This is a genomic window from Psychrosphaera sp. B3R10, from assembly GCF_018861025.1.
Lineage (GTDB): Bacteria > Pseudomonadota > Gammaproteobacteria > Enterobacterales > Alteromonadaceae > Psychrosphaera > Psychrosphaera algicola.
On the sequence record NZ_JAHKQH010000042.1, the window covers coordinates 173,493 to 189,511 of the forward strand.

Below are 16,019 nucleotides of genomic sequence, written 5' to 3' on the forward strand. Positions count from 1 at the left end.
AAGGCTGTTAAAGTAATAACAGCCTTAATTTATAACCAATTGTGTCTAAATTACGACATTAGCAACAAAAGCCAAGGCGTAAGCCAACAAGCCATAGAATCCATAGAGACCCCAGGATAATTTATTATTACCTATCTCACCTTTAAGCGTTGCCACGGTAGCCACACATTGCAACGCAACAACGTAAAATAACAACAAGCCGATACCGGTATTAAGTGGTAAGCCTTCGTTAAGTATTTGCGCCGCTAAGCCGCTAATGTTCTCATCTGCGCCTTCCATTCCGTATAAGGTGCCTAGAGCCCCGACAAAGACTTCACGGGCTAAGAACGACATTAATATAGCAATCCCATATCGCCAGTCTAATCCAAGTGGTTCAAAAATAGGTTCAATAAAATGACCGATCGTACCCAAAAACGAATCTTCTAAACTGGCATTGAGTGGAAAATAACCCAATACCCAAATCACTAAAGACACCACAAATATAACTGGCGCTGCACGTTTTATAAATTGCACCGCACTGTTTACGACACGGTGACCTAGTGGTTTCCAGTGTGGAAGTCGATAACTTGGCATCTCGATAATAAAAGGCATTTCAGTTTTTTCTTGCTCAGTTATTGTTGACCGACTTAATAAAGCGCTGATGGCTAGCGCCGTCACAATGCCAAAAAAGTAAAGTCCAAAAAACGCCACACCTTGCATATTAAACAAACCCAACCAATACACATCAGTCGGGATTAACACAGCGATTAGTAAAGCGTAAACTGGCAGTCGAGCAGAACATGATATTAACGGAATAGTCATCATAGTTATGAGGCGTTTTCGAGGCGACTCTATCGTTCTTGCCGCCATTATTGCCGGAATTGCACAGGCGTGGCCCGACAAATAAGGGATGAAACTGCGACCGGACAAACCAAAAAAGCTTAGGGGTTTATGGCAAATTAATGCGGCTCGCGATAAATACCCACTGTCTTCTAATAAACCGATAACAAATGTGAGTACCATGATTTGAGGTACGAAGACCAAAAACGACCCGACACCACCAAAAATAGCATCATTGATAAAGTCACTTACAACGCCATTACCGACAAAGCCTGTTATAAACTGCGCTATTGCTCCGAGGCTAACTTCCACCGCGTCCATCAATGGCGTTGCCCACGTGAATATACTTTGAAATAGCAGAAACATGATGGCAAAAAATGCAATGGAACCAAACAAACTGTTAAGTAAAAAAGCATCGAGTACATTTTGGTTTTTAAGAATTACATCACGATTAATTGCGTATTTAGACGCTAATTCTCGACTTCTTTTTACCGCATCGGAAACACTACTAATTGGTGTTTGACGACTCAACGAGGGGTAGGTTTGATAATCTTTCGCCAATAAAGCTTGCTTGAGTTCAGTAATACCATCTAAATCTCTAGCAGAGACCGCATAGACCGGAGCACCTAAATCATGAGACAGGGCGTCGATGTCAAAACTGTGACCAAAGCGCTTGAGTTCGTCAATAAAATTTACGACAAACGCTATGGGTTTACTCGCTTGAGTTGCAAGTTGTTGAGCTTGAAGAGCAAACACCAAACTGCGCTCTAAACGAGTCGCATCTAGAACACATAAAACCAAAGATGTGTCATCGTCAGCGAGCTTCGCATTTAGCTGGTTTATTGCGACTTCTTCATCTTTAGATAAACTATTTAAAGAATAGGTACCTGGAAAATCGATAAGTTCAACGTTGTCCATTACGCCACTTTTTATTTCGACAGTCACACCAGGATAATTTGCGACTTTTTGTCTTAGACCTGTAAGTTGATTAAACAGCAAACTTTTTCCACAGTTTGGCTTACCAACCATTAAGATTTTTTTCATGTTTATATCTTTAATTTGTAACTTAGTTTGTTGCGAGATATACGTGTTGAGCAAGCTCTTGTTCTAATGAGAAAACTGAGTCACCTAATTGGACGACGATTGGGCCAGAAAATGGCGTACGCCTTAAACACGTGATGGATTGATTCGTTTCAAAACCCATTTCCATAAGTCGCACTAACAATGCTTCCTCAAGGGTGGGAGACAGATGAGAAATCGTTGAAAGTGAGTTTTTAGTAAGGTCCCAAAGTGTCATTATTAATCTCCAAAGCCTTATAGGAACTGTCATTTTTTTGCAGTATACAGTGAAGTAATCATGTTGCAAATGATAATAATTATCATTTGTAAGGTTGCTTAAGGTCGCTTTTTGATAAGTATTTGCAAATTGTTGATATAAACAGCGATAACAAGTTGCTGAGTGTGGGGTTTTAGTATATTTAATAAGATACTTGAAATTTTATTAACTCAGAAAGCGTGGCGTTGATGCAATATTCTCATTTTAATGCCTCCATAATTGCGGCCAATCGATTTGGTTATGGAGCAAAGAGCACCGACAATGTTAAACAAAACATTGATGCAAAAGCCTGGTTGAAATCAGGGCTAATAGCCCCTGATTTTGATAATAGTTTACCGACGTCAATTTCGCTGCGTCAGCAACTGTATGAATATCAGCAACAGCGGAAAAAGGCTAAAAAACAAGGTAAAGAGCTGTCGAAAGAACAAAAATCTTTTCCTAGACAAACCTATATTCGTTTTATCGACGACTCTTTCACACAAGTCGTTAACGCAGATCATACAATTCAGTGGCGATTATTAGATTTTTTCTCTAATCATTTTTCTGTAACCGCACAGTCAAATGTATTAAACGTATTGGCCCCGACATTAGAGCGCGAAGCAATTGCGCCAAATCTTTTTGGTAATTTTGAAGACTTATTGGTGGCGGTGGTTAAACATCCCGCGATGTTACTTTATTTAAATAATGAACGGTCATTTGGGCCAAATTCCAAAATGGGAAAACGTGGCAAAGGCTTAAATGAAAATTTGGCACGTGAAATTTTAGAGCTGCATACGCTTGGCGTGAACGGTGGTTATACTCAACAGGACGTAATAGAGCTTGCAAAGGGTATTACTGGATGGAGCATTGCATATCCAGCTAAAGAGCCGGATCAAGGCTTTGTGTTTCGAGAAAAAGGGCATGAACCTGGTAGTCGCAAATTGCTGTCTAGAACCTATAAAAAAGGTGGTGTTGAGCAGGGCGAGTTGATGTTAAAAGATATTGCACAGCATGCGTCTACTCGTCATTTTATTTGTAAAAAGCTTGCTTCTCACTTTGTAAGTGACAATCCTCCTAAGTCATTATTGGATAAACTTGAAGTCACTTGGCAAAAGACAAACGGCAATATTAAGCAAGTTATGACAACGTTAATTGATGCAGAGGAATCGTGGTCTGCATCGCTTCAAAAGTATAAAACCCCTCGAGATTTTGTCTTGTCCAGTATGCGATTGCTACCGAATAACAAATATAAAGGCAGACAAGTACAACAAGTATTAAAACAACTGGGTCAAGCACCTTTTAAAGCTGGATCACCTGCCGGGTTTGCAGACACTGAGGCTGATTGGATGGGCGCAAATGCAGTAATGACCCGAATTGATTTAGCCATGAATGTTGCGTCTCGATTTAAAGCAAACGCTGAACAACTATTAGCCACTGCATTGTCTAACACAGTGTCGGAGTTGACCTATCTATCGGTGGTACGCGCAGAATCTCGTAAACAAGCAACAGCCATGTTGTTGCTAAGCCCAGAATTCCAAAGGAGATAGACATGAATAGACGTGACTTTCTAAAATTTTCAGGCGCCAGTCTAGTTCTTTGGCCATCTGCATCTGCTTTGGCAACTACGGCCGTTGTTAAGCCTAAAAAATTAGTGTTTGTTATGCTGCGTGGTGCTTTAGATTCGCTGCACACCATTATTCCTGTAAATGATAAAGCGTTACACCAACACAGGCCAAAACTGGTTGCCGTTGCAGAGAAAAAAGCACTCTCGTTAAATACTCAGTTTGCGCTTCATCCTTCATTGCAGACGTTACATCGTTGGTATCGGCAAAAAACAATGTTGCCAATCGTTGCAGTAGGTTCTGGATACGACGCTCGTTCGCATTTTGATGGCCAAGACTTTTTAGAATCAGGCCTTAATAAAATTGACCACGATACAGGTTGGTTGGGCAGAGCAATAGATATTCAACGTAAGTCGGGTTTGGCCGTGTCACAAACTACGCCGATTGTTTTTAGAAGTGCCAAAGACGTTAATACTTGGTACCCAACCAACTTAAAATCTGCAGATGAAGATATTTATAACGATCTAATAAATTTGTACCAAAATGATCCTAAGTTGTTAACCAAATTGCAAGAAGGGATGGAAACCAAAGCGCTGGTTGGAAGCAAAAACGATAAGAAAAAAAATCAAGATAAGTTTGTGTCACTTGCTCGTTCTTGTGGCCAATTACTTAATACGAAAGGGGGGCCGGATTGCGCAATGTTAGAACTTGGGGGCTGGGATACTCACAACAACCAAGCGAATCGACTCACACGTAAATTAGCCGAACTGGATAATGGCTTAAATGCCTTAGAAAGCGCGCTAAAAGAAACTTGGAATGACACTGTTGTCGTAATCGCGACAGAATTTGGTCGTACAGTCAGAGAAAATGGTACAGGTGGAACCGATCATGGCACCGCAAGTTGCATGTTTGTCGCAGGTGGTGCGGTAAAGGGTGGAAAGGTCCTTGGAGAGTGGCCGGGATTAGCACCAGAACAGCTGTTTGAAAACCGAGATCTACAGCCAACGTCAAGTGCTTTTTCCTGGATGTCTGCGTTGTTATCTGAACATTGGCAGATGTCACCTGATCAACTGGCAAAGGTTTTTCCTGGAAATTCACCCTATCCTGCACGTTTATTAAAGTCCTATGCTATCTTGAACTAATAAGGCGAAAGGCAATTTGGGTGGATTTGTTACGAACTTTTAATTAAAAGTAAATAATAAGCCCTAATTGCCGATAACTTGCGTAATAAGTTGATGTTAAGGATTAATATGAAATTACAGCAAAAAGTTTACTTAAGTTTAGTTACCGCTATTTTGTTTCCGCTTACCTTGTCTACGTTTCTATTTTCTTCTTCTATCACCTCATTTTTAACCGATAAGCTTGAAACCTCAGAGCTGCCAACGGCACTAGCAGAAGTGCGAAACGCGATAGAACTGGAATTGTCGAGTCCAGTTGAAGCATCCAAGGCTATAGCAACCAATACGATGGTGACCAACTGGATTACAAATGGTGAATCAAGTTCGAAATTAGCTGAATTTACCGAGTACCTTGCCAATATCAAAGCTAACAATGAAGCTATTTCTGCATTTATAGTCTCAGGTGAAACGTCAAATTATTACACCAATGACGGCATCATTAGACAAATTAATCAAAACGAAGATAAATGGTTTTACAAATTTACTAATTCAGGGAAAGAATTTGAACTGAGTTTAGATGTTGATAAAAACTTAGGGCAAGCTGCTGTTTTTATTAATTACAGCATTAAAGTGAATAATAAAGTGGTGGCACTCGCAGGTGTTGGACGTTCTCTTGAAGCAATGACAAAACTTATTAAAGGTTACCGAATTGCCGATACGGGAATTGTTTATCTAGTGGATAGCGAAGGGATAATTACTCTGCACCCAAATCATAACTTAATCGGGCGGAAAATTGATTTAGCTGCAACTAGAACAACATCCCTTAATGAAGTTGATATTAACGGCGAGGAACATATTCGCAGTAGCATTAAACTCAAATCAATAGATTGGAATTTAGTGGCTGAAATTCCAAAAGTAGAATTGTTTGGTGCAATTCAATCTGCAATTTTTCAGAATATTTTTGTCGGGTTATTAATTGCGGCACTTGGGTTTGTTTTAACTAAAATATTAGCGAATCAAATTTTTAGTCCAATTCGTTGGATCCATAAGTCGGTTGTTAACTTGACTGAAAAAGACGGTGATTTAACCGCTCGGATCAGAGTTGATGAACAAAATGAAGTGGGCGAATTGGCTCAACAGATCAATATATTCTTAGAACAACTGCACGGTATGTTTAAGCGGGTTTCAAATGCGACAGAACATGTAAAAATTATTGCCGACACAGTGGCTGACAAAGTAAACCATTCGAAACATCTAGCGGATACTCAGTCCAATAGTACCCAAACGGTTGCCGCTGCGGTTAACGAAATGGAATCCACAGTCCGACAAATCTCTGAAAATGCGGCAGTGGCATCCGGTGTTGCTCATGACACTGAGCTTAAGACAAATGCGGGTAACGAATTTGTGCAATTAACAATAGACCAAATGAAATCGTTGGAATTGTCGATGAATCATTCAGTGGATTCAGTTAACGAGTTGTCGAATGAGATCCAGTCGATCACCCACGTACTTGATGTTATTAAAGGTATTTCAGAACAAACCAATTTGTTGGCGCTAAATGCGGCGATAGAAGCAGCGCGAGCTGGTGAACAAGGGCGTGGGTTTGCTGTTGTTGCTGACGAAGTACGAACTCTTGCCAAACGTACAGCGGATTCGACGGAAGAAATTAATTCGATGATCGCCAAATTACAAAATAAAGCTTCAGATGCGGTGTCTGCTATCAAAATTGGCAGCGAGGGAACACAAAATGCGGCGGGTCGTTTGATTAAAACAGGCGAAACCTTCACTGAAGTTGCCCAGGAAATTGTTAAATTAACTGAAATGAATAACCAAGTAGCATTGTCAACGAAAGAACAAACATTGGCTACAGGTGAAATCAATGAAAACGTTGTGCTTATCTCTGACACAGCAGGGGACAATAAACAAAAAATGGAAGAAGCGGCTGAGCTTTGTTTAGAGCTTGAAACGAATGCAAAAGAGTTAGAACATTTGGTGTCTAAATTTGTACTTTAAGTCTCCCTCCTTGTTGCTATGTGTCACCAATTAAACGGTTAGCAGTCTCGATGTTGTTATAGACGTCGAGACTTTATTCACTCAAAAACGCCTCACTTCCTTTTTATAAGGTCAATCATCCTACCTAGTAAATTATCAAATAATTTTAAATAACTTATAAATATCAGCTTGTTATGTTTGTACTAGTAATTGTGTAATGTATTTTACAATATTTTTATTTGGTTAATTGTTTACAAAATACTATCCAAAATGGAAAAGCTAAGGTATGGTCTTAAAAAAAGGTTAACGGTTAAATTAAAATGAGATCAGCATTCATCGACAACAAAAATCACATAACTCACGCAGCGTTATTTCAAACGAGATCATTATTAAAACTTGCTGTATTAAGCATAATGCCGATTAAAAAATATCGGCAGGTTTTGTTGTTCGTTAAACCGGTTATATTAGCAACAGCGGTGATCTCAAGTGCGCTTACAGCAGGGTGTTCTGAGCAGGCAGTAAATTCAAATGTAGGTCTCGCCGCTTTTACTAATAAGACGGTATTGCCAAACTCACCCCTATCAAGTGAAGTCAATATCACGGGTAGTTTAGTGAAAAAGTTAACTATTGAATTAACTAATCCGGCAAATTACGCAAGTTTAAGTCTTTATGGTGATAACGTTTTACTCGCAGATAACCTCAATATTGCCAAGTCAGGAAAACAGTCCATAAATGTTTTAGTACGGTTTCCCTCAAACGGAAAGGTTAAATTAACATTTAGGTCAAATAACGCCGACGTAATGATTAATCATTTGCTGCTCGAAGATATGGGACCAATAAATGTACCTAATTTTTCAGACATTTCGATTAAGGCCGGAATAGATAAAGTGAACTCGATAAAATACGGCGGGCCGACTATCGCCGACATCGACCAAGACGGTGATTATGACTTTATCGTTAATAACCACAATCAAGAATCGAGTAAACTTTATTGGAATAACGGTGATGGTACGGTAAGCAAACACAATAAAGACTTAGCGCGTTGGTTTATGCATGATTTACACGGTACATCAGTAGGTGACTTTGACAACGATGGAGATTTAGATCTTGTAGTTACCCAAGGCGGTGGCAATGGTAAAAACCCTTCAAAGGCAAATTTTTATACCAACAATAATGGCACTTTTGTATTGACCACTGGTGATGTAGCGATTGACAAAGGCGGGCGCGGACGAGGTGCAAAATGGTCCGACATGGATCTCGATGGCGATCTTGATTTGATGTTAATCAACGAGACTAGCTTAGCGGGCTCAAAGCCCCAGCATTTTTTCTATGAAAACTTAGGCGATGGCACGTTTACCTATAAACCAATTGCTGGCTTGCAAGACCAACATCCTTCCAGAGCGTTAATAACCGATATTAACAATGACCATATAGACGATGTGATTTTGTACGGTCCGTTGTCAGTATGGCAAGGCAATGGCGATTTTACATTTACCGACATCACATCTCAATTTCCCGCAGATATATCGTCTATTAAAGGTGTAATGGGGATTGCGGATTTAGACATAGATAACGACGGTGACCTTGATTTGTACCTTGCTAGAGGCAAAGAATTTGAAGGTGGCTTTGGCGAAAAACCGTCACTTGATCACGACCCGATCACTAAAGAATTGTCTATAAAGCCAAGAGGATACAAAGGGGTTGATTCATTTGAGTTTACCGCCGACGGCGATATCAAGTTTCATAGCTACTATTATTTATCCCAGGGGATTTTTAGGGGCAAAGATTATCCCATTTTTTTAGGGGCTAACAAAAATGCTACAGTTTTGGCATCCGGTGATGAATTTGTTATTGAGCAGCAAAGTTCAATTGGGTGGCCCACCGATTTAACGGAAAATGGCATGTACTTTGGCTTTGTTGGTGATAGTGATGTTGGTAGTGGCACAGGCTCCAACCCTAACAAAGGTAAATGGAAAGCAGCGTTGGTCAGAAATGGCGACATATTTTGGGGCTTTAATTTTAGTTTATCTGGCATTAATAGCGTGACGCCAAACTTCGAACCGGAAAATCGTAATACCCAAGATATCTTATTAAGAAATGACAATGGCACATTCACCAATGTAACGGAAAGTTGGAATTTACCAAGTGGTGGCAACGCCTTAGGGGTAACGGTAGGGGATTTTAATAACGACAGTTTTCAAGATGTATTTGTCTATCGTTGGGGCAAAATAGACGGCAGAATTTCAGATTATATGTTGTTAAATGACGGCAAAAATCAATTTCAAACGGTGACGATGCACGGTGCCAATGATGTAGGCGGACCGGGCAATGGTGATATGGGTCAGGCATTTGATTTCGATCTAGATGGTGATCTTGATTTACTCAATGGTAGTGAAGGTGGTCAATGGTACTTATATCAAAATGGTGTCAGTGACCAAACTGAGTCGCTTGCAGATAATGCGTATGTGCTCGTTAATGTTGGTTATTCACCACAATCCCACGTTGACGCGATTTCGGCGGAAGTTATTGTCAAAACAGCTAAGGGAGAATTTACCAAGCGAGTCGGTTCAGCTGGGTCAGTTTTCTCTCAAAGTTTATTAAATATAGTGCATTTTGGTCTTGGTGACGTTGACGTTATAGAATCAATTAAAGTGCGCTGGCGCAATGGCGAAACGATAGCGTTTCGCCACAAGGCGGTTAATCGACTTTATGCCACTGACAGGCTCGACCCAAAGGTATTAGACGTGTTTGTTGATGCGGAAAACAATCATATCAGACAAAATGCGACGATTCAGCTTAATACGGCGATGGTACCAAGTAACGCGGACAATCAAATTAACTGGACATCCAGTAACAAAAATATCCTGAAAGTTGATGAACGCGGTCGGGTAACCGCTGTGGGTGACATAAATCAAAGTGCAATAATTACCGCAACAGCTGCCGTAAATAAACTGACAAGTTCAGTAGAACTAACAATTATCCCTTGGACTCCAAAACCCGTTACTGCAGTTACAATTGCGAGTCAAGATGCCGCGGTTCGTCAAACTATGGTGGAAGGTGAGATTCAGAAATTACGCGCAATTTTATTCCCGATAAATGCAGACAACGTCATTGTTAACTGGAATAGCAGTAACCAAGAAATAGCAAGGATTGACGATAACGGTAAGGTCACCGCGTTAAAACCGGGTACAACAACGATAAGTGCCAAATTAGGGGACTCCGCAGTTAATAACGCAAATAAAGTCGTCGATAAGTTTACTTTGACCGTAAAGCCGCTAATAAAGCCATTTATTAAAATTACAAATGCTGAGGCGTTTTCGGGTAAACCGATACCTGTGAACAGTCAAATTGAAGTTAAGGTGCATTACAATGCCGGGACTGGGAATCAGGTGATCTCTTCAGATGAAGGGGGAATTCGATTTTGGTTAAGGCACTTTCAGTCAAAATGGATCCCGGTAGAAGATAGGATTGTTGTTGATTCATCGGTATTAAAAACTAACGAAGGAATTTCAAGTAAGGTCATTTCTTTGGCTGGCTTGAAGCCAACGTCAGAATTACCCGAGGGTCAGTTTTATCAACTAAGAGTGTCATTTGCATCAAGTGACGGAACGATGAATGACGCCTTGATTTACCCGCTTAACTTAGTTGCAATCGATTAAGATAGGCACTTTTTAGCAATGCTTCTCAGCGACTGTTAAAGGGCATTTGTCAGCAACAATTTAATTAATAAAAAATAGCGCAGTGTTGCCAGGGGTGCCTGCGTTATTTTTTATCTGAGTACAAACTCGACATTCTAGCCAAACGGCATATTCACCAATCTGCTTTAAATCCTTGACCTAATTTTTACTCGCACTTAACGATAGTGCATATTGCAATATGGTATAAAACCATACTTATTCTGCAAAAAAACAAGACAAAATAAGGTTAAAAACCGTACCAACAACTAAATGAAAATAATAAGTTATTGTTAAGTATGAGTAATTTTAAATATATTACTCTTTAAAAATTATCCATATACATATGATGTTTAAAAATATAAGATGTATCTCAGAAGGTTAAATTTATATTTTAGCTCTGGTTAAATCCAGAACAAAGATCAGGAGGCATCAATGAAACGTCACTTAATAGGCGCGGCCATCGCTTCGGCCCTGTTGTTAACAGCGGCTTGCAGCACAAAAGAAGAAGTTGCAGCAGAAACCGCACAGGAACAAATAGCTAATTTTAACGAACTGAGTCCATTGGAGCAGGAAGCTCGAATTAAGTTAGTTGAACTTAAAAGCATGATGGAAAAAGCGCAGAACAACGAAATAGATGTGGCCAGAGAAGAAACCATAGTTTGGTTTTCTGAACAGTTTTTAACGTTTGCTAATTGGGATGAAGCCAATCGAGACTCAATTGAAAAAGCATTTGGTTACGAGCGCTACTACGCAAAAGATAAAAAACGATTAGCAGATGAATTACCCGATTTTGAACGTCAAAAAGTTATCGATATTCTCGATAAAGGGATTGAGGTTTTGGCTCAAGAATTACGTGGCGAAATTAAACGTCGACCAGTTAATAAAGTCGATTGGCAAGGAACGAAGGCGTCAGACAATATGTTTATCAGCAATGGCAAGCCTATTTTCCCATATGACTATTTCTCAAAAACAGTGGGACAACCGCTAACAAATACCGATATCTACAATGACCATTTGGGGGCCTTGTATCATGGTGGTGAAAACCTATACCCTGTCGATCATGACAGGGCCATTAATTCATTTTTGTTAAAAGAAGACGGCACATTTGACCAAGAATTAATGAAAGAGTTAACAAGCATTCCAGACACTAATGTAGGATTTCTTTATTATTGGATCATGGGCATTCCAAAGTGGGTGGAAGAACGCGAACCGGAAGTACGCAAAGGTCGCTCATTGTTTACTGGTTTTGATGTTGATAACCCATTAGTTCGTGATGTTTGGGGCAAGATCATCCGTGAAACGGGTCGTTTAACTAAAGGTAAAAAAGTTACTGAACTTGGTTTTGTGTTGGCAAATGAACCTCATTGGTTTTCTGAAAAAGACCACTGGACGTATCGTTTTAAAGAAATGAACGACATTTCATCTTACACGCTAAACAAATTTCGCAATTGGTTAGACGCTAAATACAGTGGCGATGTCGCTGAATTGAACAGCAACTGGGGCGCTGCTTTTACAAGCTTTGACCAAGTGCAAATTGACATACCTTTGGACACTAAGTTTAAAGGCCAGCCAATGTGGTATGACTGGATGCGTTACAATATGGACCGCAGTACCGAGTGGTTTAAGTTTATGCAGGACGAATTGCATACTGTTAATGCCGATGCGGATACGCATATAAAGATCATGCCACGGATGTTTATGGATAATTCCCGCTCTGGTGGTATCGACACTGAAGCACTAGCTGAATTAACGACTATGGTTGGCCACGACGCTAAGTCATTTGGTAGCAAAAATATTCGTCCAGGTAAGTCTTCTGAATGGATAGAAAAATACGCTTATCACTGGGGCATAGTTGCAATGTTCCATGACTTTATGGAGTCAGTTGCACCGGATAAAATTAACGTAAATTCAGAATCACACTTTCTGTCGTCAGGCCAATGGCGTGACTTAGATACTCGAACAAGTTACGTCAGAAGCGTATATTGGTTAGCGACGTTACTTGGCATGGACGCAAATATGGGCTGGTTTTGGGCCCGGGATCCAGATGGTTCGCCAGAAGATCGTTTAGAAGGGGATTTAGACTTCTTCGATCCTGGTTTAGGTGGCGCATACGCCGGTTCTAATAACATGCAACCTCACGTCACTAATGAAGTTACCCAGGTAATGTATGACTTAAATAGTTTTTCTGAAGAAATCGTTGAGTTACGTGAACAACGTCGACCCATCAGACTGTTCTACTCAGAAACCACTGCAATAAACGCAGACGATTACATGACTCAAGGTTATAAGCTTTATGAAGAACTGTTCTTTGAAGGCATGCCGGTCGGCTTTGTGACTAAGAACATCATTCAGAAACAAGATAATGGGCTTTGGGATGTTGTTGTGGTTTATCGTAACCAGTTTGTGACAGATGCCGAGTTTGCTGCACTGCAATCATACCTAAACCAAGGCGGCACTGTAATTCTCGATACCAAAGATGCGTTATCTTTAAATGAATATGGTCAGAAACGCAAACAGCAACTGGTTAAAGGCAACGGTAAGTTGTTGGTGTTAAACACTAATAATATCGCTAAAATTAAACAAGCGACGTTAGATGAGATTAAACCAAGTAGTAAACCTGCTGTTGTGCTAAAAGAAATTAACGGTGTTGCCCACAAAACCACTATGTGGCGTGTTGTACCCAATGGTAAAGGGGGTTACTTGGTTAACATCCTCAATGTAGGTCATAACAAGGCAAATATTGAGCTGACACTGGCAAATGGCAAATCGGTCGATATCACAGATATGATGACGAGCAATCCACTGGAAACTCGATTTGAAATAGCATCTGAGCAAGTTTTGTTGTTGGAAGTAACACCAAAATAATAGGGCTAGAGATATAAAAACCCGGGCTTCGCAATGACTGCGTCGCCCGGGTTTTGTTTATATAGCTCACTAAAATCAATCGATTCAGGTTTGCTGACGTAAAAGATTTATCCGTTATTCAACCAGACCGTTTTGCTGGTTAGTCCTTGCCCCGAAATCGTTATCCAAGCCGGTTTGTTGTCATTTACTCTTACAATACCTAAAGCACGGCCTTCGCTGGTGATTACTTTGGTATTTTGATATTTGTCTATGGTGCGAGAGTTACCACTGTCTAAGCCAAGTAATTGTACATTGGTAGAGACATCAAATTGCAGTTGAATTTCTTGGTGGTGGACGGCAATATTATTTTCATCAGTGAGCTGTATTTCGATATGAGCAACATGATGAGGGTTAACGTCTAATGTCGATTTATCAATTGAAATGGCGAACTGACTAGCATTTTTTGCCGTAGTCACTTTATCGCTTGCGTCACAACCATCTAAGCCTTTAGCGACGAGTTGCCCAGCAGTGAAATTTACCGCCCACTTCAACTCGTGGTCAGGTGACTCGGATAAGCTTTGTATACCTAAAGATGACTCATTTTGAAACAGTTCTACACGGTCACAATTGCTGAGAACTTCAACAATGACAGATCCACCTTCTTTGTAGTTCCAATGGCGGTTTACATCTTGCCATAACCAAACTCGCTCGGCCCATTTTCCTTCTTTCTTTTCAACAACCTGTTGCCCATCTACTTTGTAAAGAGATTTATCTTCTACTTGGCTGGTTATGTGGATATGAGGTTGGTTATTCCACAACGTTTTATACATATGGAACGATGGGGTTTTAAACCCTGCGGTATCTAACATGCCTGACTCTAACGCCTTGCGAGGCCAACCATTGTTTGATTCGCCTAAATAGTCAATGCCGGTCCAAAGGAAGGTACCTGGTATAAAATCTCGTTCTTCAATGGCTTTCCATTCGTGCCATTGCACAACGTTTTCGGTCCCCAAGATCATTTTATCCGGAAACAATTCATGTCCATAATCGTAGATTACCCGACGGTAACTATAGCCAACAACGTCCAAAGCATCGGTATAACCCGAAATATGGCTTACCGATGGTAATATTAAATTTGCGGTAACAGGGCGTGTTGTGTCCATTTCTTTTACCCATTTAGACAGTTTTTGAGCTGTTTTTGCGAGTACATATTGGCCTTCTTCGCTGCTGTGGAAGCGCTCCTTGATTTCTTCGGGCGAAATAAACGGTGGGTTAAAAAAGTAGTTGCCCGCGGCGTTCATATCAAAATATCCCGTGGCTTTTTTATAACGAGGGTAGGTCCACTCAATTTCGTTCCCGATGCTCCACATAATTATCGATGGGTGGTTTCTATCGCGTTTAATTGGGTCTTTTAAATCGTGTTCAGCTTCTTGTTGAAAAATATCGGCATATCCACGGCTTATATCATCGTCGTGACGTTCCCATTGATTTAGCCGTTTATCTTTAGGGTTATCCCATTCGTCGAATATTTCCGCTTGAACTAATAAACCAAGCTCATCACACAACTCTAAAAAAGAAACTGAAACTGGATTATGAGCCGTTCTCACTGCATTTACGCCAGCTTCTTTGAGGGTTTCCAGCCGACGTCTCCATACATCATTTGGTACCGCTGTGCCAACAAGACCGGCACCATGGTGTAGATTTACGCCTTTGATTTTGTGATTTTTACCGTTTAAAAAGAATCCTTTGTTCGCATCATATTCGATAGTACGAATACCAAAGGGCGTTTTGTAAGTATCCACCGTTTTGCCATTTAGGCGCAGTTCACTTACTAAGGTATACAGGGATGGGGAATGCAGATCCCAGAGTTGTGGTTGAGACACTTCTGACGTGCTAGATAACGTTGTTTGTGTATTAGCTGCCAATTGGCCATTTAACGAGTGTTGGCTCACGAGGGCGTGGTTTTGGTCGTAAATTCGATTCACTAACGTGAAAGACTGTGCCACATCAAAATTGTTTTTAATTTCAATTTGGCTAGCAACTTCGGCGCTGCTTCTTGTCACTTTTGGTGTGGTGACATAAGTGCCCCAAATAGGAATGTGCAATTTGCTGGTGGATACTAAGGTAACATCGCGATAAATTCCTGATCCGGTATACCAACGACTGTCGATGTAACGTTCATGTTCTACTTTGACTGCAAGCACGTTTTTGTCTGCATTCAAGTGCTTGCTGATATCAATGTAAAATGGCGAATAACCGTTTAAACGGCCTCCAATATGTTTGCCATTCAAATACACTTCTGAATTGGCATATACACCATCAAAATAAATATAGGTCGAATTATCTAACCATTGTGGATCGGCTTTAAACGTTTTTCGATACCAACCCGTTCCGCCGGGTAGATAAGCTGTCGCCCCGTGATATTTTTGATCAAATTCGGCTTCAATGCTCCAGTCATGTGGTAGCGTTAACGTTCGCCATTTTTCGTCGTCAAATTCGACAGTAGCAAAGTCTTGGTTGTCCCCAAGGGTAAATTGCCAATCGTTATTAAAGTTTAGGGCACGTTTTTCAGGTAATGGAATGTGGGTTAACTCGGTATTGGTGCAAGCTTGAATAATTATTCCAAACAATAAAATGCCTATAAAATGTATGGTTCGCATCGTACGTTTCCTTTGTTGTCTAATGGTGGCAA

General features: G+C 40.4%; 8 protein-coding genes. 5 read left to right on the plus strand and 3 right to left on the minus strand.

Features of this window, described 5'->3' with window-relative positions:
• Positions 1 to 45: 45 nt before the first annotated feature.
• Together KO525_RS16230 and KO525_RS16235 are read right to left on the minus strand one after the other, a co-directional pair.
• On the minus strand, positions 46 to 1,863 hold the full coding sequence (locus tag KO525_RS16230; protein ID WP_215964878.1) for a ferrous iron transporter B: 1,818 nt from the start codon (positions 1,861 to 1,863) through the stop codon (positions 46 to 48).
• A 22-nt stretch (positions 1,864 to 1,885) separates the two neighbouring features.
• Positions 1,886 to 2,116, minus strand: a complete 231-nt coding sequence (locus tag KO525_RS16235; RefSeq protein ID WP_215964879.1) for a FeoA family protein — start codon at positions 2,114 to 2,116, stop codon at positions 1,886 to 1,888.
• Positions 2,117 to 2,343: 227 nt separating this feature from the next.
• Between KO525_RS16235 and KO525_RS16240 the strand changes: the two genes are divergently transcribed.
• The 5 genes from KO525_RS16240 (at position 2,344) to KO525_RS16260 (ending at position 13,348) form a co-directional block, all read left to right on the plus strand.
• On the plus strand, positions 2,344 to 3,681 hold the full coding sequence (locus KO525_RS16240) for a DUF1800 family protein (protein WP_215964880.1): 1,338 nt from the start codon (positions 2,344 to 2,346) through the stop codon (positions 3,679 to 3,681).
• A 2-nt stretch (positions 3,682 to 3,683) separates the two neighbouring features.
• Entirely contained in the window at positions 3,684 to 4,838 is a 1,155-nt protein-coding gene (locus KO525_RS16245; RefSeq protein ID WP_215964881.1) for a DUF1501 domain-containing protein, read from the plus strand.
• 108 nt (positions 4,839 to 4,946) lie between these two features.
• The gene (locus KO525_RS16250) at positions 4,947 to 6,827 is read left to right on the plus strand and encodes a methyl-accepting chemotaxis protein (protein WP_215964882.1); all 1,881 of its coding nucleotides are present in this window, start codon (positions 4,947 to 4,949) and stop codon (positions 6,825 to 6,827) included.
• A 299-nt stretch (positions 6,828 to 7,126) separates the two neighbouring features.
• Positions 7,127 to 10,465 carry an FG-GAP-like repeat-containing protein gene (locus KO525_RS16255; RefSeq protein WP_252736559.1) on the plus strand — a complete coding sequence of 1,113 codons (3,339 nt, stop codon included), beginning with the start codon at positions 7,127 to 7,129 and terminating at the stop codon, positions 10,463 to 10,465.
• A 450-nt stretch (positions 10,466 to 10,915) separates the two neighbouring features.
• On the plus strand, positions 10,916 to 13,348 hold the full coding sequence (locus KO525_RS16260; protein WP_215964883.1) for an alpha-amylase family protein: 2,433 nt from the start codon (positions 10,916 to 10,918) through the stop codon (positions 13,346 to 13,348).
• 107 nt (positions 13,349 to 13,455) lie between these two features.
• On the opposite strand, the gene KO525_RS16265 is transcribed toward KO525_RS16260, so the two are convergent.
• Positions 13,456 to 15,987, minus strand: coding sequence for a sugar-binding domain-containing protein (locus KO525_RS16265; RefSeq protein ID WP_215964884.1), 2,532 nt, complete (start codon positions 15,985 to 15,987; stop codon positions 13,456 to 13,458).
• Positions 15,988 to 16,019 lie beyond the last annotated feature (32 nt).